Source organism: Lactobacillus rizhaonensis (assembly GCF_036246345.1).
Taxonomy (GTDB): Bacteria; Bacillota; Bacilli; order Lactobacillales; family Lactobacillaceae; genus Lactobacillus; species Lactobacillus rizhaonensis.
This window is the reverse complement of the sequence record NZ_BTTV01000001.1, coordinates 176,127-198,262: the sequence shown is the minus strand read 5'-3', so window position 1 is coordinate 198,262 and position 22,136 is coordinate 176,127. Positions and strand designations below refer to the sequence as shown.

General features: G+C 36.2%; 16 protein-coding genes and 1 other RNA gene. 6 read left to right on the top strand and 11 right to left on the bottom strand.

From position 1 onward, the window contains the following. Positions 1-64: 64 nt before the first annotated feature. The 3 genes from rnpB to AAA915_RS00955 all read right to left on the bottom strand — a co-directional run bounded on the left by rnpB (position 65) and on the right by AAA915_RS00955 (position 1,554). Positions 65-434: RNase P RNA component class B (gene rnpB / locus AAA915_RS00965), an RNA gene on the bottom strand. Between the two features lie 26 nt (positions 435-460). After that, entirely contained in the window at positions 461-901 is a 441-nt protein-coding gene (locus AAA915_RS00960; RefSeq protein WP_338199069.1) for a DivIVA domain-containing protein, read from the bottom strand. An 86-nt stretch (positions 902-987) separates the two neighbouring features. Then, positions 988-1,554 (bottom strand): SLOG family protein, encoded by a 567-nt coding sequence (locus AAA915_RS00955; protein ID WP_338199067.1) that lies wholly within the window; start codon positions 1,552-1,554, stop codon positions 988-990. Between the two features lie 69 nt (positions 1,555-1,623). Here AAA915_RS00955 and recU point away from each other — a divergent pair, with 69 nt between their 5' ends. Together recU and AAA915_RS00945 are read left to right on the top strand one after the other, a co-directional pair. Next, positions 1,624-2,262: a Holliday junction resolvase RecU gene (gene recU, locus AAA915_RS00950; RefSeq protein WP_338199065.1), complete on the top strand. Its 639-nt coding sequence runs from the start codon at positions 1,624-1,626 to the stop codon at positions 2,260-2,262. Next, positions 2,252-4,618 carry a transglycosylase domain-containing protein gene (locus AAA915_RS00945; RefSeq protein ID WP_338199063.1) on the top strand — a complete coding sequence of 789 codons (2,367 nt, stop codon included), beginning with the start codon at positions 2,252-2,254 and terminating at the stop codon, positions 4,616-4,618. The genes recU and AAA915_RS00945 overlap by 11 nt, the downstream gene beginning before the upstream one ends. Before the next feature lie 39 nt (positions 4,619-4,657). Here AAA915_RS00945 and AAA915_RS09215 read toward each other — a convergent pair whose 3' ends face one another. The 8 genes from AAA915_RS09215 to AAA915_RS00910 all read right to left on the bottom strand — a co-directional run bounded on the left by AAA915_RS09215 (position 4,658) and on the right by AAA915_RS00910 (position 18,032). Beyond that, complete coding sequence (locus tag AAA915_RS09215; RefSeq protein WP_420915096.1) at positions 4,658-4,825, bottom strand: DUF3923 family protein; 168 nt, start codon at positions 4,823-4,825, stop codon at positions 4,658-4,660. A gap of 99 nt (positions 4,826-4,924) precedes the next feature. Then, positions 4,925-5,554 carry an endonuclease III gene (gene nth, locus AAA915_RS00940; protein ID WP_338199061.1) on the bottom strand — a complete coding sequence of 210 codons (630 nt, stop codon included), beginning with the start codon at positions 5,552-5,554 and terminating at the stop codon, positions 4,925-4,927. Then, positions 5,555-6,196: a DnaD domain protein gene (locus tag AAA915_RS00935; RefSeq protein ID WP_338199059.1), complete on the bottom strand. Its 642-nt coding sequence runs from the start codon at positions 6,194-6,196 to the stop codon at positions 5,555-5,557. A 73-nt stretch (positions 6,197-6,269) separates the two neighbouring features. Further along, positions 6,270-7,568, bottom strand: coding sequence for an asparagine--tRNA ligase (asnS, locus tag AAA915_RS00930; RefSeq protein WP_338199057.1), 1,299 nt, complete (start codon positions 7,566-7,568; stop codon positions 6,270-6,272). Between the two features lie 67 nt (positions 7,569-7,635). Then, entirely contained in the window at positions 7,636-8,118 is a 483-nt protein-coding gene (locus AAA915_RS00925; RefSeq protein ID WP_294601671.1) for a hypothetical protein, read from the bottom strand. Then, positions 8,105-10,894 (bottom strand): helicase C-terminal domain-containing protein, encoded by a 2,790-nt coding sequence (locus AAA915_RS00920; RefSeq protein WP_338199054.1) that lies wholly within the window; start codon positions 10,892-10,894, stop codon positions 8,105-8,107. Before AAA915_RS00920 ends, AAA915_RS00925 begins: the two co-directional genes overlap by 14 nt. Positions 10,895-10,915: 21 nt before the next feature. Continuing rightward, complete coding sequence (addA, locus tag AAA915_RS00915; RefSeq protein ID WP_338199052.1) at positions 10,916-14,557, bottom strand: helicase-exonuclease AddAB subunit AddA; 3,642 nt, start codon at positions 14,555-14,557, stop codon at positions 10,916-10,918. A gap of 1 nt (position 14,558) precedes the next feature. Beyond that, positions 14,559-18,032, bottom strand: coding sequence for a PD-(D/E)XK nuclease family protein (locus AAA915_RS00910; protein ID WP_338199050.1), 3,474 nt, complete (start codon positions 18,030-18,032; stop codon positions 14,559-14,561). Positions 18,033-18,107: 75 nt separating this feature from the next. Here AAA915_RS00910 and mvk point away from each other — a divergent pair, with 75 nt between their 5' ends. Genes mvk through fni form a run of 4 tightly spaced genes read left to right on the top strand, consistent with a single transcriptional unit; the run spans position 18,108 to position 22,124 of the window. Beyond that, positions 18,108-19,016 (top strand): mevalonate kinase, encoded by a 909-nt coding sequence (mvk, locus tag AAA915_RS00905; protein WP_338199048.1) that lies wholly within the window; start codon positions 18,108-18,110, stop codon positions 19,014-19,016. A 3-nt stretch (positions 19,017-19,019) separates the two neighbouring features. Next, entirely contained in the window at positions 19,020-19,979 is a 960-nt protein-coding gene (gene mvaD, locus AAA915_RS00900; RefSeq protein WP_338199046.1) for a diphosphomevalonate decarboxylase, read from the top strand. Positions 19,980-20,015: 36 nt separating this feature from the next. Then, on the top strand, positions 20,016-21,098 hold the full coding sequence (locus tag AAA915_RS00895; protein ID WP_338199044.1) for a phosphomevalonate kinase: 1,083 nt from the start codon (positions 20,016-20,018) through the stop codon (positions 21,096-21,098). A gap of 9 nt (positions 21,099-21,107) precedes the next feature. Continuing rightward, positions 21,108-22,124, top strand: coding sequence for a type 2 isopentenyl-diphosphate Delta-isomerase (gene fni, locus AAA915_RS00890; protein WP_338199042.1), 1,017 nt, complete (start codon positions 21,108-21,110; stop codon positions 22,122-22,124). Positions 22,125-22,136: the final 12 nt, after the last annotated feature.

Sequence of the window (22,136 nt, the reverse complement as noted above, 5' to 3'; positions counted from 1 at the left end):
TTTTATTCTTTCCTTTAAAAAAAGCGTTGAGCCCTTTGAAAAGCTCAACGCTGCCAATGCAAATTTCTGTAAGCCACGTTCTGTTCGGGTATTTCTGGCATAAATACCTGTAGCAGCCATCTATCTTTGCTAAATTAGTAGCAATCCAATCTTTAGTTCATTTTCTTAGATTGAACGCCCCCACCAAGTTTGGGTTGCACGCTCGCAGGGTTTACCTCGTTCCACCAAAAGTGTTTCCACTTCTGCTTCGTCACTGTGGCACTTTTCAGAATATTCATGCATATCAGTAGAATGACTTAGCACTTTTTTCGCCGTAATTAAAATTCTTTAGCTTATTGGGCTAAATACGAACACTACAAGCATCTCAGCTCGTGCGTGCGTGGACTTTCCTCAGCCTGACCTATTTTCAGATCAAACCGCGACTGCTCAAAAATTGCACCATTAAGAATTATATCAAAGCTTAGTCTTTTTGTAACCCATAAACTCGTTGTTCAAGGTTATAAACTTTACGTTCAAGAGTCGAAATTCGTTGAATAATGGCCATATTAGTAGAATTTTCAGTTTGTGTATCTGATTTATTAATTGGATTGAAGCTCTGCGTTGAACGATCATGATTAGGGGTATACGTCTTTATACTTTCCGCAGTTGTTACTGGAGTTATTCTCCTGGTTTTTTGAGATTCAAGAGCTTGCTCTTTATGATGGTCATCCATTAATTCACCTTGCAGCTTGCCAATTTGGCCGTATAGATCTTCAATTATTTGCTCAAAGGTGTCATAATCTGCGATTACTTTATCTAAAAAAGCGTCAACTTCATCCGGGTCTAAACCTTTAACTTTTGTCCTAAATTGTTTTTTTAAAATATCCTGTGTGGATAGTTGAATATCATTTAAATCTGCCATGATAATATACAACTCCTTTTTTTATCACTTTTATTCTAGCAAAAACTAGTCATGCTTAAAACAAAAATGTTGATTTTAAAATAAAGTTATTCTTTAAAATTATCTTCTTGATTTTCTTGATACTCCTCAGCCTCATCTTGTAGATCATAAAAATCAATTAATTCAAGCGGATATTCTTTCGTTTCTTGGTATTTCTTGATTAAATTATAATCAAACTTGGGTTTACCAGGATTTTCAGGATCATAAAGCATTAAGGCCCTATCTGTATGTAGTAGCATAAAATTCTGGTAATTGCGCAGTTGAACTGGGTTTTGATACGGCTCTTTAGATGTAGAAGCAAAAAAGTCTACTTGACTTTTTAAGTTAAGATACTTTTCTTGATTGCTTTCATTCCATCTGCCAGCAAAGTCTTCATAGGGAACAATAATAGATGTTCTTAGGGGATATTTTTTCCGCAAGGAAACGGCCACTTCACTTGCCCATTGCTCTACTCCTAAATTTGCTCCGGTTATTACCCAATCTAGCTGGTCATTTTCCAGTAAATTTAGCATATACTTTTTTAAAACTAATTTTATGATTTTGATTTTGGGATCCTTATCACCGAATGTATTTAACTCGTAATTACGATACCCCGTTACCCATAGTCTTTGCATAATGAAACAAATGGCTCCTTGTTCAAAAACTTTTTCTTTATTGCTATAATGCTAGCAGGAGTGATATTTATGGTCAAATATCCAACCGGCAGTTCTGCCGCTTTTCGCAACTTAAACTTAAATGATAAGCCCCAAGCTTCACGCAAAAAAAGAAAACATAAAAATATTAATTTTTCTGATCGAGGCATGAACCTTGAACAGATGATTAACGAATCTAATAAATATTATCGTACTAAAGAAATAGCCGTGGTACATAAAAAACCTACGCCTGTTCAAATTGTAAAGGTAGACTACCCTAAAAGATCACGTGCAGTAATAAAAGAAGCATACTTTCGCCAGGAATCGACCACAGATTATAATGGTGTATATAAAGGTTACTATCTGGATTTTGAAGCAAAAGAAACCAAAAACAAAACTAATTTTCCTTTAAAAAATTTTCACGAACATCAAATAGTTCACTTAGCAGAATGCTTGAAGCAAAAAGGAATATGCTTTACAATAATAGGATTTACAAGCTTAAACCGCTATTTTGTTACTCCAGCGAGCTCAATTATCAAAGCTTGGTGGACTAAAAACAAAAGTTCATTAACATTAAAAGAAGTCGAGGATTGGTCAATAGAGATTAAGAACGGTTTTCAACCAACACTTCCGTATTTGAAAGCTGTAGATTCTTTTATCTCGGATAGGAAAATACACGATGACAAATAAAAATTTCAACTCAAATAATGGACGTGAATCACGTAAAAACTACCGCCAAAGTTTACCTAAACCATTATGGCGTCGCATACTTAAGTGGACGTTTTTGGTTATTTTTCTATTTCTGGTAGCTGGCGTTGGTCTATTTGCATTTTACGCCAAGGATGCTCCCAATATTAGTCGCGCTGACCTTGAAAGTGGCGGCTCTTCAGGATTATATAATACCAATGGTAAATTTGTAATGTCTTTAGGTACCGAAAAGCGACTATACGTTAAAGACAGTGAAGATTTGCAACTGTTAAAAGATGCTATCGTATCGGTTGAAGACAAGCGCTTTTATAAGGATAAATTGGGAATTGATCCGATCCGAATTGTAGGATCAATGTTAACTAATGCCAAAAGTAAAAGTATTTCTGCTGGCGGTTCTACTATCACCCAGCAATTAGTTAAGCTGACAAAATTTTCAACAGCTGCTTCCCAACGAACTTTACGCAGAAAGGCTCAAGAAGCCTGGCTGGCTATGAGAGTGCAGCGAGAATACAGTCATGATGAAATCTTGGAATTTTATATTAATAAAGTTTACATGAATTATGGCAATACTGGAATTGGCACTGCAGCTAACTTTTATTATGGTAAAAAAATTGGGGACTTAGACTTAGCTCAAACAGCGATGCTGGCAGGAATGCCTAATAGGCCTACTGTTTATAATCCTTATACCTACCCTCAATATGCAAAATACCGTCGTGATATTGTTTTAAAGGCGATGTTGAAGAATAAAAAAATTTCGCAAGAACAATATGATGAGGCAAGCAGGGAAAGCATTAAAAAGGGTTTAAAACCACATAATCAGCGAAAACAGTCAAACTTACGTAAAATTAATGATCCTTATGTTAAAGAAGCAATTGCCGAGGTTAGAGCCAAGGGCTTTGATCCTTTCCGTGATAATTTAAAAATTACGATTAATATGGATCAGAAAGCTCAAAAGAAACTATATCAACTGGCTAATAATGGGCAGGTTCCATTCACTAACGATAAAATGCAGATTGGTGCTTCCGTAGTTGATCCTAGCAATGGTCATGTGGTAGCTATATTGGGTGGCCGGCATCTACCTTCTTCAGTTCAGTTGGGCTTAGATCGGGCTGTGCAAACTACTCGTTCAACTGGATCTTCAATTAAGCCTGTTCTAGATTATGGCCCTGCCATTGAATACCTTAATTGGTCCACTGCTAAAATGTTAGATGATAGCAAATACGTCTATCCGGGAACAAACGTTCAATTATACGACTGGGACAATAAATATGACGGCATGATGACGATGCGGCATGCCTTAGAACAATCACGTAATGTTCCTGCAGTAAAAACGTTAAGAGAAGTCGGCATACCTCGTGCGAGAAAGTTTGCCGGCAAAATGGATATTGATATTCCAAAGGATTCCGGCTTGTCCGTAGCTATCGGTGCGAATGCTTCCAGTTTACAAATGGCCGGAGCCTTTAGTGCATTTGCAACGATGGGTATTTATCATAAACCACAATTTGTTTCAAAAATTGAAACTCCTGATGGATTAACCAGAAATTATGATTCTGAGGGTATTCGTGTTATGAGTAAAGCCACAGCATACATAATTACAGATATGCTAAAAGGCGTTATAAAACGTGGCTCTGGCAGAAATGCCCAGATTAATGGTTTGTATCATGCTGGTAAAACCGGATCCGTTAAGTATTCAGAACAAGATTTAGCACGTTACCCAGGGTACGCAGCTACTCCAAAGGATTCCTGGTTTGTTGGTTACACACCTCGTTATGCAATAGGTATTTGGACCGGCTATGATAACCTGAAAGATGGGACTATTTCAGGCATCGGTCAGCAATCAGCGCAACTTTTTTATAAAAATATGATGACCTATTTGATGAGAAATAAAGAAAATGTTGACTGGCAAAAGCCTGATTCGGTGATTAGGGCTAGAATTGCTAAAAATTCGAATCCTCCAGAGGTTTCTTCTACTGGGGAGTGGCAACTGTTTGTTCGTGGACATTCTCCTGTTGGTATAGTTGATGATAGCAGCGACTATGATGAAGACGATGAAAAAACTATTACTAATAATTCATCTTCTACAAGCAATACTCAAGAAAGAAATTCACTTCATCACGAAAATGGTTCAACAACCCAAAATAATAAAAATGAAAAGAAAGATAAGGATTTAAAAGATAAGCCGCAAACAAGTAATACTGGTAAAGACAATTCATCTGATTCGAGTCAAAATAATGATGCAAATAATTCCATTTCTGAAAATAATTCGCACCATGAACAGAAGCCGAATAAGCCTGGGGGCGAAAGTAATAACTCGGGCAATGACGAGAATCATCATTAATTAAAAGAACCGCTGAAATTTCTTTCAGCGGTTCTTTTATTATTTTTTCACAAATAAATAAACAATTAGTTCTATAAGGCCAATAAAAGCAAAAAAGATTATTAAAACAGCTAGGGAAATGAGTTTGACATTCATTGTGTTAGCTGTACCCGTGCCATCATAGGGACGCAGCCAGAGAAATAATGCCATACCAGCAAAATAAAGCAACTAAAATAATGTTAGTTATGTGCCACCTACTCATGTTTTAAACCCCCCTTTTAATTAATTTGTTAAGGAAATTATACTAAATTTTTTAGTTTTTTAATACTATTTTTCTTTTAAATAAGTATAGGGGTCGTTTTTGTCCCGTGCTGTCATTGAGTAGCGACCAAATAAAATCATAGCGTGATGTGTATGAATCCATTCACTTTTAGGTAGAATTTCCTCTAATCTCTTTTCTACTTCCAGTGGCTTAGCATCTTGCGGTACTATATGAAAACGTTTAGAAATCCGTGACACATGAGTATCGACTGCTATCGCAGGTATGCCAAACCCTTCAGCTAAAACAACATTAGCTGTTTTCTCTCCAACTCCAGGTAAAGAAATCAGACTTTTTTTGTCATGAGGAATTTTACTATCATATTTTGAAACTAGAATTTCAGCAGTTGCTTTTAAGTGTTTAGCTTTAGAATGATAAAGTCCAATTTGAGAGATATGTTTTTCTATTTCCGGAATCGTTGCTGTTGCTAATTTTTTCGGTTCAGGATAATCTTTCATAAATTTAGGCATTACTCGATTTACCATTTTATCAGTAGTTTGAGCACTCATTAAGACCGCGCATAATAAATGGAATTTATTATCCCATACCAATTCACTTTTTGCGTCAGGATACATTTTGTTAATACATTCTAAAACTTTTCTGGCTTCTTTAGTACTAAGAATTTTTTCTGCTTTCATTTAGCGATTCCTCCTCAAAAATTTTTGGACCTCACTCACAGTTTTTAAATTGTGTCTTTGCCAATTTAACAGAATGCGATCGACGTACTTTAAACTATATGCCTGAGATAAAACAGCTTCCCGCAAAGCCAGCTTGATAATAGCAGGATCATAATGGTCAACGTTTAACCAGGCAGCAATTTCTTCTCGTTCGATTGGGCTTAAATAGCGACCAAATTCAATTTCAAATTGGCGAACTAATTGATTCAGAGGACTGTTGTCAATAACAGATGATGAATTCTCGTTACCATTTTCTTTGAGGTCACTATCAGTTTTTGCTGTCAATAATTTATCCAGTTTGTCGTACAACTGGTTAAGGTTATATTTATTTCCAATCATGCCCTTTTTATCTGTTACCTGATCAATTACCAGAAAATTTTGTTCAATTAATTTTTGCAATAAAGATCCAATTTCTGCAACGGAAAAATTAGTGTTTGCCGCAATTTGTTCATTGGTGGGAAAAAAGTCTCCTTTTTGAGCAAACATTTCCAATTGCAAGATGACCATCATTTCAGCGTCATCAATTTTTAGTTGCGGATAATAAGCGATCAGACCATTTGATAACAGAGTTACTCCTAAAGCACGGTAATCATTATATTGCATGATTTTTCTCCTTTAAAAAAGTTGAACTAAAGTATTTTTAGTTCAACTTTTAATTATCTTATTGATTTTAATATTAAGGCTCGAGTCTGTTAATCATTCTTGGGAACGGAATAGCTTCACGAACATGGTCTAAATTACAAATCCAAGCAATTACTCGTTCAAATCCCATGCCAAAGCCAGAATGAGGTACGCTACCATATTTACGTAAATCTAGGTACCAGCTATAATCATTTTCATTTAAGCCGGCTTCATGAATTTGTTTAAGTAATGTATCGTAATCACTTTCACGTTCTGATCCGCCCATAATCTCGCCATAACCTTCAGGTGCTAGAACGTCAGCACATAAGTATTCTTTAGGGTTATCAGGATTTTTCTTCATATAAAAAGGTTTAATAGATGTTGGGTAATTTATTATGAAGAACGGGCGATCAAATTTTTCAGAAATAAAGGCTTCATCGGGAGCGCCAAAATCATCTCCCCATTTAAAGTCGCGTCCATCATCCTGTAACATTTTTACTGCATCATCATAAGACAAACGAGTATAATCGCCCTGAGAAGCAGGCTCAAGCTTCTTAGGATCCCTTCCTAAAATTTCCAGTTCATATTGGCAATTTTGTAAAACTTGTCCAGTGACATATGACAAGAACCGTTCCTGCAAAGCAAGAGATTCATCTTGATGCATCCAGGCCATTTCCGGCTCCATCATCCAGAACTCGGTTAAATGACGACGAGTTTTTGACTCCTCTGCTCTAAAAGTTGGGCCAAAGGTAAAAATCTTCCCGAATGCTTCAGCCCCTACTTCACCGTAAAGTTGACCAGATTGAGAAAGGTATGCATCGCCACCAAAATATTCAGTATGGAATAATTCTGTAGTTCCTTCAGGAGCAGAATGCATAAAGATTGGAGCATCAAATTTTATAAAGCCTTCATTTTCAAAGAAATCAACAGTTGCTTTGAAAATTACGTTTCTAATTCGCATGATCGCAAACGGGCGTTTGCTTCTTAACCATAAATGCCTGTGATCAAGAAGAAATTCAATACCATGTTTTTTATTACCGATAGGATAGCCTTCATTGTTGGTAATAAGTTGCAAATCCGAAATTTGAATTTCATAACCAAAGTGAGAACGTTCGTCTTGATGAACAGTCCCCTTGATGTAAAAACTTGCCTCTTGATGCAGTGATTTTGCTGTCTCAAAAACTTCATCCGAAACGGCATTTTTACGAATAACCCCTTGGAAAAATGCTGTACCATCACGTAATTGTAAGAAAACTATCTTACCACTTGAACGTTTATCCGTTAGCCAAACGTGCATCTGCACTTCTTGGTCGACATGATTGCGACAATCTGCTATAGAAATTAATTCTGTCATAAACTTTTATTCCACTTTCCTTATCATAATCAAATTAATAATACCAAAGTTTGAGCAATTTAGCGACTTAACCTACTAATTTTCCATTTTTAAAATCAAAAAGTTGATAATGATATTCACCCGCAACATTTTTAGAGCTTACTTCCCAAACCGGCTTATTCTGATACCAGCCTAAATTTACTTCAGTAATTTTTTCAGATGGCCTTTTAACACTGTATTTGTTGCGGATAACTGCTTCATTAACACCCTTACTTGCTGGATATAAAAATGCTTTTTTAGATCCGGGTAAATAAATAAAATAATAGGTCTTATGATTCTTGGTCAGGCCTTTTAAAGAATAGCTGTTAATACCACGATTCAAATGATAGGTCTTTTCAGTATACCTGATTGGAGTCTTTTCAAGAGCGATTTTGTTAAGTTCGCGGGTTTCTGCTCTTTCGGGATTACCAGCTTTATAAAAAATTATAATAAAAGCAAAGTATAATAATACCAATATTAAGAATACCCATGCTAAAAATTTAAATGTTTGTTTTGTATCATCTTGTATCATAGTTTTCTAACATTTCTTGTAAATCATTCAAAGATATTTTTTTGACTTTAACGGGAACGGCAGCCAGAAAAATAGAACCATAATCTTTAGACCAAATTCTGGAATCTAATATTAAGAATTGTCCTCTATCCTGCTCTCCACGTATTAACCTACCCATTCCCTGCTTAAACCGAATAACCGCCCGTGGCATCGTATCAGAATGAAAAACGTCAATTCCTCTGTCAATAAGCTGTCTTTGGCGCAACTTAACTTCAGGTAAATCGGGGGCTTCAAATGGCAATTTTGTTGCTATTACCAAATCTACACCACATTCGTGAAAATCTATTCCTTCCCAAAAACTATCTGCACCAAGTATCAGAGCTTTTTTAGCAATGGCGAATCTTTTGATAATACGATTATTTGACCCGGAAACACCCTGAGCCAAAATTTCAAAATCGCGTAAGTTGGGCGAATTGATAATAGCACTAAAAGTTTTTTTAATTTGTTCTAAATTTGTCATTAGTATTAAAACATGACTTTTATTTGCTAAGTCGTTTTCAATAATTTGCGTTAGCTTTTTTTCGTGGGTAGGATCATTAATATCTGGAAAATCAGTTACAGATAAAACCTCAAGATGTTTTGCTAATTTAAATGTGCTCGTCCCGATGTATTTTTGGGGTGCTAAGTCGGTTAACCCTAAAAGTTTAATTATAAAATCAAAACCATTTTCACTGGTCAAAGTTGCACTTACAAATGAAATGTGATCGAAGCGATCGTATATTTTGTGCAATTCTGGCGTTGCATCCAGCATTAACCAGCTTAAGTTGGCACTCAAAGGATCTTGAGGATTAGTTAAAGTAACAATAAAGCCTTCTGATTCAACATAAGCTTTTTTACGAAGTAAATCAGATAACTGATAGCTTTTTGTAATAAAATCATCCAGCTGATCTATTTGACCTGAAGTTTCACTTAAAATAGCATCCCGATCAATATTTGAATTGTCGGTTTCATTGTACATCTTAAATAAAATTTGATTAGTTTTCTGCCTGATGTCTTCCAATTTCCGTTGCAGTTCAGTCAGTTTGACTAAAAACTGACTATTTTTGGGAAATAAATCCTTTCCTCTAAAGCTAAGTAGCAAATTACCATTAGCCAAAGTATTTTGGCTGACAGCCTTTTTCTTTTTGGAGCAAAGCAAACGCTGCAAATGATTAATGACTTTAATTAACTCAAGAATTGCCGGATCCAGCTTTTCCAGTAAGAAATTGAATTGAACGTCGTTACCGTATTGATTAAATATACTGTCATCGGCATAATAAAGCAAATTACGCAGATGATTGAGAGCTCCCCATAATGATTCGAACTGAAACGAATCGTTTCTAGAACTGATAACATTGTCAACAAAGCGGTGAGCCTCGTCAATAACGAGATAAGGATTTTGTCCCCAAATAGTATCATTATAATGATTGGCTAAATAGGCATGATTTGTCACTAAAATGTCTGCCTGCTCTTGCCGCTGCCTAGCCAGGTTCCAAAAATCAACTTCCGCAAAAATGCTACCAACGCGTGCATCACCAGGATGGGCAATTTGAGTAAATAAAGGTGCACGATAGTTAGTGAGCTGCAGTTCGTCTAAATCGCCAGTCTTCGTTTCGGTTAACCAAACTAAAATACGCATCTGTAAAACTAAAGTCAACTTATTAGGAGTACCTTGATATAAACTCTGATAAAATCCATCTAGATCAAGGTAATGACTACTGGCTTTCACTTCTTCAGCCTTTAAGTCTAACTTGGTGACGTTCAATAATTGGGGTATTTCATGATTAATAATCTGTCTTTGCAAAACTTTTGTAGGTGTAGCGATTACTAATTTTCTGTTGGTATATAAATGATAGGAATAAGCAAATAAATAAGAAAAAGTCTTACCAGTTCCATTAGGAGCCTCAACTAACAGCGTTCTTTGCTTTGAGGAACGCAAAAACTGTTCAATGCGATTAATTAGGTCTACCTGCGGTTGCCGGTAATTAATTTTATTTTGGAACAGCTTCTTTTTTGTGCTGTCACTTTTTGGAAAAGTAGTTGACGACTGACTTTCAGTAATTGCTATTTTTTCCTGCTTACGCAGTATTATTTGTCGTACTTGCTGGTATTCAGGAGATAAAGGACGTTTCTCTTTGCGTGCATCATCAGCAATAGTCGTAAAAATCCAAGAAGTGTCGCGGATTAAACCGTGTGCCAAAGAACTTAAAGTATTCAGGGTAGCTTGAGGTAAACTTTCAAGCCGCTCAATAATTTTTATTAGTAAAACTGCAGTGCCATAGGCATCAGAGTCAGCTTTATGAGGGTTTAAATGTTTAATGTGCAATAATGTCGTTAAATCGCTCAGTTTATATGAAGGCTCTGTGGGAAAAGCAATTTTAGCCAGTTCCACGGTGTCAATTGCACGATTGGTTAGAGGCTCATAACCATGTTGTACTAATTCATAATTTAAAAACGGCAAATCAAAATTGACGTTATGAGCAACAAAAACAGTATCTTTTAAAATTTTTACAATCTTTGGTGCATAAAAAGAAAAATCTTTTGCATCAGCCACATCCTTATTATGTATATGAGTCAAGTTTTGGACCGCTATTGGAATTTCACGGTGGGGATTAATCATAAACGAATATGTTTTGACAACTTTCATATTTTTAATAATGGCACAACCAAACTGGATAATATGATTGTTATCTTCTCGCTGTGTTCCGGTAGTTTCCAGATCAACGACCGCAAAAACGGTCTGCTCAAATGATTTCATTCTGCATTACCCCTCCTTTCTTTACTTAACTTCAACAATTTGGCATGCATCTAATAAAATTAAATATTTGGCTTTAACTTTTTGGTCGGAAAAAGAATTTAGGGCCCTTTCATATAAACGCAATTGCCCTGCATACTTTTGTTTAATCTTTTTGATGGCTAAATCTAAATTGCTGTGATCAATATGATCAGTTTTATAATCAAACAATATTATGCCATCTTTTTCACTAAAATAACCGTCTATTGTACCATGAATTAAAATTTTTGCATCAGGGTCACTGAAATTGGCAAATAGAACGTCAGCTGGCAACAGACTTGAAAATTCAATTTCGCGCTGCAAATTTGCAGGATTTTTCCAAAATTTTTGGGCAAAATCACTATGAACAAACCAATTTATTTGTTGCAAATTTAAACTAGCAACAATTTTGCTGTTGAGCTTATTTTGTTTTACTAATTGCTGCACTTCTTCTTCAACTTGGTCTGCTTTTCCTGAGCCATAATAATCATAGTATTGCAGAAGAAGGTGCATGGCCGTACCAATTTCAGCTCCGGTAAATTTGGTCTGATATAAAAAGTCAGGTTTAGTATCAATCGGTTGCAAATAACGGTTAGTAGAAGAAATCAAGTGGGCGTTTTCAAGTTCAGCATCAAGGGGATCATTAAAAGCTTTTTTAATTTCAGATACAGACTGATAAGCAGTTGTGTGACTTGCATCTTGAAAAGGATAACTGAAGTTGTATAACTTTTTGGCATATTCTGTTAACGCTGAAACATTATCTTTTCCCGCCTTTTCTGTGACTGCTTTCTCTTTTAAATTGATACTTTCATCCTGATATTGCAGATAAAGCAGCTTTTGACTTGTTTCTGCAGCTAAATTAATATCTGCGATTTTTTGTCTTAGAAGTTTTTGCCAGTCAATTGCAGGACCAATGAAACTCATTGGATTAGTAGCATTAAGTTTATTGTTGAGAGTTATCTGACCATGTTGATTAACTTGATCTTGCCATTTTTTGATAGTTTTTGGTAAATTTTTTAAATCTGCCACTAAAATTAGCTTTTGCTTTGCACGTGTCATTCCGACATATAGAATACGCGCTTCTTCTTCTAAAAGCTGTCTTTTTTTATTCACATTGTCAATTGCTTTGATTAGTGTATCAGCACGATACTGAGTTTCTTTGATTGTCAGACCTACTGAATTTGAATTGATAATGTAATTATTACTTAAATCCCGCATTTGAAAGCGGTGCTGCAAACCTAAATAGAACACAATGGGAAATTCTAGCCCTTTGGAACCGTGAACTGTCATTAAGCGCACTGAATTTCCTGCTTCTTTGGTTAACAGTGGTTGAGCAAGATCTTTTTGACTGCGCCGCATTCTTTCGATGAAATTAATAAATTGATATAATCCCTTAAAACCCGCACTTTCATACGAAGCAGCTCTTTCATACAAAGCTTCTAAATTGACTCTGCGCTGCTTGCCATTAGGCAGTGAAGTCATAATTTCCAGCAGGCTGGTTCTTTCATAAATACTCCAAATTAATTCTGAGATTCTGTGCGTTGCAGCAAATTTGCGCAAATCTTCAAGCTGGTTCAAAAAGTCCTTCACCCTCTGACTGAGCTCATCGCCAACTGCCACATATGAAGTCAAAGCATTGTAAAAACTAGCTTTTGGGGTATGAATACGGATAAGACTCAGGTCAGGCTCTTTAAAATTAAATAGCGGTGATCTTAAGACGGCCACCAGAGGAATATCCTGGTCGGGATTATCAATTATGCGCAGGTAATTCATAATAATAGTTAATTCCAGGGTTTGAAAGTAATTTTTTGCATCCGTGACCATGATTGGAATATTATTCTTTGCGAACTCCTGCATGATCTCAAGATTATTGCTCCGACTTCTCGTTAAAATGACAATATCACTGTATTTGAAGAGTCTTAAATGATTATCATTAGTTGCAGACTTGTCGTAAACTAAGAAGTTTTCTTCTGTGAGCTTTTTAATTCGGTTAATAACCATTGCAATCTCAGCTGAATCGATATCATCAGAAGCATCTTCCTGAGCAGTGTTTTCATCATTGTCTTTTTCATGAAAAAGTATTTCTGTTGCAGCTGGTAAGTTCTCAGGATAATAGCTTGCTCCGTAAACCAGTTGACTTTCAGCTTGATAGTCAATCCCGCCAAAGTCTGAAGTAAGAACATTTTTAAATACCTGATTGACGATTTCGATTACTGACTTGGTAGAGCGGAAATTATCAGATAATAAGATTCGTTCTTCTTTTTGCTCATTTTCTTTAAGAGCTGCTTCTTGATATTTATGCAAAAACAAACTCGGTTCAGCTTGCCTAAAACCATAAATTGACTGTTTGATGTCACCCACCATAAAAATATTATTTTGACCATCTTTTTTAACCAGCTGCAATATTTTTTCTTGCAGGGGATTGATATCCTGATATTCGTCAACCAATATCTCACTGTATTTATTTTGATAAAAAGACCGCGCCATTTGGGATGCAGACGTATCCTGACTGAGAATTTGATAAGCTAATTGTTCCATATCACTGAAATCAAGAAGATTTTCTGCTCTTTTTAACTGAGTAAAATGATCAATCAATGCCAGTTCAGCTTTTACAATCGCTGACATAATCTGATTACCCTTTTGCATTAAGGACAATTGTTCCTGCTCGTCCGTTGCGTAAAAAGAAGTAAAAGAGGTAAAAATTTGTTCTGCTGCTGCTTCTTTTACGCTATGACATTCATCATAAAAGGCAATGATATCTTCATCCCACTTTGCGGATTTACGCATACTTCCACGAAAAATACAGTCACGTAGTTTTTCTCTTTGATCATCGTAGTCGGCATCATTTTTGAGAGCAGCCAAATAATTGGCAAGACATTTTGCAAATAAGTCAAAACTTTCTCTGACTTTCTTTAACTGCTTAGTAGCCATATTAGTACTTTGACAAAGTTGTGCAATATTGTCAGCTAAATTCTGAAAGAGATCTAATAAATATGGTTTGATTGCTTTTTGCCATAATGAAGATTTAATCACTTCTGGTCCACATTGATATTTTTGAGGTAGTTCTTTGAGCCAGTCACGATAATCAGGCTTAGTCATTGCATAATTATATAAATCCAGTAGTAAATTCTGTGGCGTCTGTGCATCCCTGTCACCTGCAAAATTATCATAAAAAGCAATGAAGTCAGCGTCTTTATTTTCTAAAAACTCACCTTCAATATCTTTTAATGCTCGCTCGCGCATTAGCTCAGCTTGAGAATCGTCAGTCAAAATACTGAAACTAGGATCAACCCCAATCACATAATAAAAACGATGTATTACATCCAGGCAAAAGGCATCAACCGTTGAAATGTTGGCTGAATCAACCAAGTTAAGCTGTTGGCGCAGGTATGATTTGGAGGAAGCCTTTTGCAACTGCGATAATAATTCTGTTTTAATTCTTTTTTTCATTTCGGAAGCAGCAGCTTTGGTAAAAGTCACTACTAGTAGCTTGTCAACACTGGTTCCGGCAAGTATTTCGTTTATTAAACGCTGCACCAATACCGTTGTTTTTCCACTTCCAGCAGAAGCCGATACCAAAATATCACGGCCATGATCATTAATTGCTTTTTGCTGAACCGGCGTAAACTGGTTATCTTCTAAGGCCATTTTATTCGTTCTCCTTTAGCCGTTTTTTGATTTTTTCCAGTAATTCTTTCTTTTTAATATTGCCGACTTGATGGTATTTATTTTCTTTCAACATGGCATCAAAAAAGAAAATGTCACGGTAGTCAGAATAAGTTAAGGCATTTATACCATTGCCATATTTATAGGGATTTAATTTTATTTGTCCTGATAAAATTTGACTGGAGGCTTCTTTGATGAGTTCTTCGTCATATTTAAGCAGCAACTCAAGTTCATCATCCTTAAAAGAACTGCCACGAAAAGTTAGAGTACCATCTTTTTTAGAACTGACCCCGGTATAAAGAGAAGATGAATTGCCTGGTTGTTTTAAATCAGGCTCAGCTTCAAGCATTAATAATTGGTCGTTATTGATCAAACCGGTATATTTAAGCTTAACTTGACCTTCTAAGTTGGCTTTTTTGATCTGTAAGTCATTACTGTATAAATCTTTACCATTTAGTCTATCCGTTTGCCTTGTTACAGTTTGGTAAAAAGCACCTAAAAGTGAGAAAGGTGTCGACCCTGCAAAAAACTTTTTATTTTGCAGTAAGATGTCCAAATAAGAAACCATTTGTAAAGAAATACCATGATAAAATAATCCTAAATTAAATTTCTTAGCGGAAGACTTATAGTCAATTACCTGGGCGATTAATTCATTCTGATCAGCAACCCGAGCTAAATCTACTCGATCCATTTTGCCCCTTAAGTTGACGTAATGTTTGCCTGAGAGACTAGGAATTTTGAAGTTAAGTCCCTTTACCAGCTCACCATTACCAAAACTAAGTTCAGAATATTTAGCACGTAATGGCGTTTTAGTGACTGCCTTGTGCCAGTTAGTAGCGACTTTAGTTGTGGTTTGGTCAAGACAGTTAAATAAAAATTCGTTAAAGGGATCATTCAAAAGCTGCTTATACCTGGCTTCACTCTGCATTTTAGTGCGCGCCACTTTGAGGAGCTGATTTAGTGTTTGACCATCAATTTCTTCTAAATCAAGAGAACGTTCATTTAATTCTTTAACTAGCCTGTCAAAAGTTTCATGAAAGTAGTTTCCTGCCTGGATGATATCGAGTTCATTTTCAAATCTTTTATGAAGATGCAAGCCATAAATTAGAAAATATTCATATGAATTTTCATAGAATGTTTCCAGCTGAGAAACCGAAGAATTAAGATTATTGCCGTATAATTTTTGCGCCAAGTCAGGTCCAATGTTTTGGGGTTCATTAATAAATTGGCTTGCGGCGATAACTTTAGTAGTCTTTTGTGGTAATAGATCATGAGTTAGTTTTAATAACTCTTTTACGCCGATATTTTTTTCCGCCCGATTAAGGTAGCTTAAGTATCCTAAACTTGCTTGAGCATTGGTAATAAAAGACAATAGCTGACTTGTTTCTTCTGGAAGATTGTGCTGCGAAAATTCTGCTGCACCAGCGTTCTTAAACCTTTCATAATAGATTGAAGGTTGAACAGTGTCCCCTTCATCAGAGGCTAAAGAATAAGTTAAATAAACTTTATCCTGCGCTAAAGCCAGACAGATACCGAATTGGTAATTTTGATCCCAATTGCTTAACTCTTGTCGGTCTTCAATATACGAATCTTCGCCGAAATCCTTTTTCAGTTCTGCTAGGTTTTCTGTACTTAAAAACCCGGGCGTATTTTGTATCTGCGGCAGCCCATTAACCGTTGCGCCCATAATAAAAACTTGCTTATAGCCACTAACTTGGACAATCCCCATTTCAGATAAATTGACTGCATCAAGTGTGGCCGGAATTTGCGAAAAGGTAGCTTCCTTAAAGCCATTGATCAGTACATCAAAAAAGCTCTTAAGGTCAAAACTGTCCGGATTGATCAGTAAATAATCATGTAAGAGATTGATCAACAAGTCCCACACCTGCTCAGACTGACGAGCTTCTTGCAAGGCTCCGCTCTCTTGAGCATCAGCGCGCCACTTTTCTAAAACGTCACTAACACCGTTTTGAGTTAAAAAATCGAAAAAGGTCGTAACTGCTTTTTGGGTATCCGTCTCTTCTTTTAAATTTTTGAACAACTTGGTAATTTGTTTAACAAAAAAATCTTTTAGTTTATCTATTTTGTTAACTTCTTCTGGAATCCTGTCTAAATCAATTACCTCAGCAGCCATATATTCAGTGAAACTTCTGCGCCAAAGATTATGGTTAATGCCATGTGCCAGGACAAAATTTTCCAGTTGATCAACATCGTATATATAAGCAGATTCATCTTGATACCAATTAGGGATGATGAGCCTAGTTTTCATGATTGCCAACATATTTTGCGTTTGAAACGGTCTGCTCAACAACTGCGCAATATTTTCAATCAAAACAACCAGAGGGTGATATTTCATTTCCTGCTGCAAGTCATTAAAAAAGGGAATTTGATTCTGCCTTAAAATTGGAGTTAAATAGGTTTCGTATTCATGTAAATTGGGTGCCAGAACCAGAAAGTCCCGGTAACGATAATGCCTTAAAGCAACTTGTTGATAAATGGTATGAGCAACGTAATATGCTTCAGCATACCTATTGTCAGCACGCACAAGCTGTACCTGATCCAGTTCACCAATATCACTAACCGTTCCCGTCCAAAATTCATTGAGTAACTCTCTTTTAGTAGGTTTGGGACTAATAGTTGTCGTTGATATTTGATGAGGCAAATTACGGGTTTGAATGTACTGTAATAGTTTGTTGATGGTAGTTTGAATAACGTAATCATAGTCTCCCGGCTCCGGTGTATAATTAATTTCACCCTCTTTGGTTTTGAATGCCAAAGTGACACTATGAGCTTTAGCCATCAGTAATTTAACGGTTAAGCATTCTTGCAGTGAAAAATGGGAAAAATCACTGAAGTAAAAGTCTGTCTTGTTTAGTCTCTTGCAGGCTGCCAGATATTCATTTAATTGCAATTGAATTTCATTTGAAGTAGAAAATTTACCTTTAATAGCTTCAATGAAAGCAGAATATAAAATATTCAAATCTGCAACTTTGTTTTTGGTTTCAAGATCAAGAGTATCCAGATCAATCTCATTAAGGTCCAAGTTACCTTCGCGTATTTGCAAGATTGTATCATACAGTTGTTTGAGCAAGCCGGGATTTAAATTGGTAGTTTGAAAGAGATGCAGCTGCTCTTTTTTTTGCTCAATGATTTTTGCTAAAAGCATAGCCGCTGCAGCATCATCCAGCTCTGTTGGTAAGCCTTGTTCGGCATCTTTTAAGAAGAACCAGGCCAACCTGGAAAAAGATAAAACTTGTAAGTTTTTCACTGATTGCTCTGTCTGGTTTTTACTAGCAGCCAGCCTGTTAATTGCCCTGACTTCTGTGGTAAACTTAATGTGATTAGGAACGATGACAAAAGTTTTATGATTAGGGAAACGCTGATAATTTTCTAATGCTTCCTGTAAAACTTTTTCCTGCATGGGATCGGTTTGCCGACCTAGTAAAATTTTAATCATCTATTCTTAGCTCCTTTGCCATTATTTTAGCATAGGAACTAAAAATTTTTAAAAACAATAAGGATCTTAAATAAAATGAAATCAAGTTTTTTAGGACATGGAAAAGTTATTTTAATTGGTGAACATTCAGTAGTTTATGGCTATGATGCTTTAGCATTGCCAATTACTTCTTTACATATTAGAACAACTGTAGAACCATCTGAAAAAATGTGGATGGATACGGCTCATTATCAGGGGCCTTTTTTTATGGCTCCGGATGAATATGATGGTTTAAAATATGTAGTTAAAACAATGCTGAACAAAGCTGCAAGTCAAACAGCACTTAAAATAACCTATACTGGAGAGATTCCAATTGAACGCGGCTTAGGTTCCAGCGCAACCGTGGCACTGGCTACTACGCGCGCAATGAATGATTATTTCCACTTAAATTTAACCGAAACTGAAATTATTAACATTACTAACCACGCGGAAATGATTAACCACGGTAAAGCATCAGGTCTTGATGCAGCAACTGTTAATTCTGATTGCCTAATCTTTTTCAATCAAAAAGAGGGTCCTAAGCCGCTAAGGTCGAAATTACACGCCACCTTGCTTATTATGGATACAGGTGAATTGGGTAGTACGAAAAAAGCTGTTAATCAAGTTCATAAATTACTAAATGAATCAACCACAGCTCAAAATAATCTTAAGGAATTAGGTAAACTGGCTGATGAAACTAAAAGTGCTTGGCTAAATAAAGATGCAGCGACAGTTGGCTTAGCTTTCAATCGGGCTCAAGAAATATTGCATTCATTTAACCTTTCAACTGATAAGATTGATCAATTGCAAAAAATAGCTCATGCAAATGATGCCTTGGGCTTTAAATTGTCTGGTAGCGGACTAGGCGGTATCGTGATCGCTTTGTGTCGCAATCAGGATGATGCTCTTAAAATAGCTCATAAATGTCAAAAAATCGTGGCACATAGTTGGATTGAGGAAATTTAATTTATGGAAAAAACAGTTCGTGCTCATACCAATATTGCCTTAATAAAATATTGGGGTAAAGCAAACCAAAGTCTGCGTTTACCACTAATGTCCAGTTTGTCTATGACACTGGATCAATTTTATACTGATACTAAAGTTTATGCTGATCCTAAAAACCAGTTTTGGTTAAATGGTGTTGAACAGAGCGGACCAAGTTACCAAAGGGTTTTTTCTTTTTTAAAGCGGTTACAAGAAAAGTTCGACGTTAAGGGTAATTTAAAAGTTGAGTCAGTTAATCATGTTCCGACGGCCGCAGGTTTGGCCTCTTCCAGTTCAGCTTTTGCAGCATTAGCAGGAGCCTTTTGCGTTCACTATGGTATTAGTTTATCAGCAGTTGAACTTTCCCGTCTGGCTCGTTTAGGCTCAGGTTCAGCCAGCAGGTCAATTTTTGGTGGCTTTGCGATTTGGCAAAAAGGTACTGATAATGAATCTTCCTATGCTTATGCTTTAGATGAAAAGCCCAAAATGGATTTACAATTACTAGTGGTTGAACTTGATAAAAATCCTAAAGACCTCTCCTCTACTCAGGGAATGGAGCAAGCACAAACTTCACCTTTTTTCAGGCCATGGCTTGAGCGTAATCAAGCTGAGTTGGCGCAGATGGTTTCTGCTATCAAAGCAAATGATTTTTCAAAACTGGGCAGCTTAGCAGAATTAAATGCCTGTGAAATGCATGCTGTCAATCTAACTGCTCAACCGGGTTTTACATATTTTGAGCCCGCAACTATTAAAGCAATCAAATTAGTAGCTGATTTGCGTAGCCAAGGTATAGAATGTTACTTCACGATAGATGCCGGACCTAATATAAAAATCTTAAGTCAATTAAAAAATGTAAAAGATATTACTAAGAGGTTTGTATCCGAATTCCATAATGTTAACATAATAAATGCAAGTTTTGGTCCAGGTATTTCATGTCTGAACTAGTTAATGTAAATTAATTGATTAGGAGATTTAATTCTTTTGATAACAGAACAAGCACCCGGAAAATTATACATAGCTGGCGAGTACGCAGTACTAGAGCAAGATTGTCCTGCAATTCTAGTAGCTGTTAACCAATTTATTCGTGTGTCAATCATTAAGTCAAAATCAAAAACTGGTTTAATCCACTCTAAACAATATTCTCAAAGCTCCATTCACTGGGTTAGGCATGGAGCAAAAATGGTTATTGATAACCGCGATAATCCATTTGAATATATTTTGGCCGCAATTTCTTACACGGAACGCTTTTGCTTGGAACAAAAAGTCAAGATGAAAGTCTATGATTTATATGTCAATTCAGATCTTGATTCTTCTGATGGCAAAAAATATGGTTTAGGTTCTAGTGCTGCAGTTACAGTAGCCACTGTCAAAGCAATATTGCGTTTTTATAACGTTGCTTTTAGTAATGAATTAGTTTATAAATTATCAGCCATTTCTCATTACTCAGTTCAAGGAAATGGCTCGGCTGGTGATATTGCAGCCAGTGTTTATGGTGGCTGGATTGCTTATCAGACTTTTGATAAACAATGGCTTGCTAATGAACTGGCACATAAAACATTATCTGAAGTGGTCAATGAAGCCTGGCCCGGTTTGAAGATACAACTTTTAACTCCACCCGCTGGCTTAAAATTAATGATTGGCTGGAGTCAAAAGCCTGCATCAACTTCCCGGCTCGTTGATGAAACTAATGCCAATAAGGCTGCCTTAAACGGACAATATCAAGAATTTCTCAGGCTTTCTCGTAAATGTGTACTAAAGATGATTGCCGGATTTGAACAACAAGATATTCAGTTAATAAAAAAGCAAATTCGAGTTAACCGCAAATTGTTGCAACATTTTGCGCAAATAAATCAGATTGCAATTGAAATTCCGCGACTTTCCCAACTCATTAATATCGCCGAGTCATTTGGAGGAGCTGCTAAAACTTCCGGTGCTGGTAATGGCGATTGCGGTATTGTAATCGCTGATGCAAATACGGATACTGCTTATCTCGAAGATAAATGGCGCCAAAACGGTATAATGCCGCTAGACTTTCGCGTCCACCAAATTCGGGTTGCAGACTAGAGGATAACCATGTCACTTAGATCTAATCGTAAAGAAGAACATTTGATTTTAGCACAAAGATTTTATCAAGACAATAAACAAAATAGTTTTGATCAGATGCATTTGGTGCGGCCGGCTTTGCCAGAAACTGAAGTAAGTATAAAAGCCATACAAACCACAATGTTTGGCAAAAAAGTGGCAGCCCCCTTTTTTATTAATGCAATGACCGGCGGTTCTCATAAATCCTATTTGATTAATAAGCAATTGGGACAAGTTGCCGCTAAAACTAATATTGCTCTGGCACTCGGCTCTGCTAGTATTTTGACTAAGGAGCCTTCTCTTAGTGACAGCTTTTTGATTGCACGCCAGCAAGATCCAGCTGGTGTTTTAATTGCAAATGTAAATGCTAAAACATCGGCCGAACAAGCACAAAAAATAGTTGCAGAATTAAATGCTGACGCTCTCCAAGTTCACTTGAACGCGGTGCAAGAAATTGCCATGCCTGAAGGAGACCGTGATTTCTATTGGCTAAATAATTTAAAAGAATTACGTCAAAAAGTAACAGTACCAATTATTATTAAAGAAGTCGGCTTTGGTCTAGATGAAAGAACATTTCATTTGTTGAAAAATGAAGGCTTTAAAGTTTTCGATGTTGCCGGCAGCGGCGGCACAAATTTTGCCCAGATAGAAAATGCTCGTAATGCCAATGATGTTTCTTATCTGAGTGATATCGGCTTACCCACTGTCATCTCAGGCTTAATGGCTGCTAAACAGCAAGTTGATTTTATTGTCTCAGGTGGTGTGCGTAATCCTTTAGACGTTTTTAAAGGGTTATGTCTAGGCGGAAAAGCTGTTGGTATTTCCAATGTTTTTTTGCAAGCTTTAATCAAACATGATGTTAATTATTTGCAAAATCTTATTTTAGAATGGCAACAAGAACTTGCTAATCTGCTAGCTATTTATGGTCAAAATGATTTAACAAAGTTAAACGAGATTAAAAAATATTATGATTTACCATTGAAAACAGCGATTGATCAGCTATTATAGGTTCTTATAAAA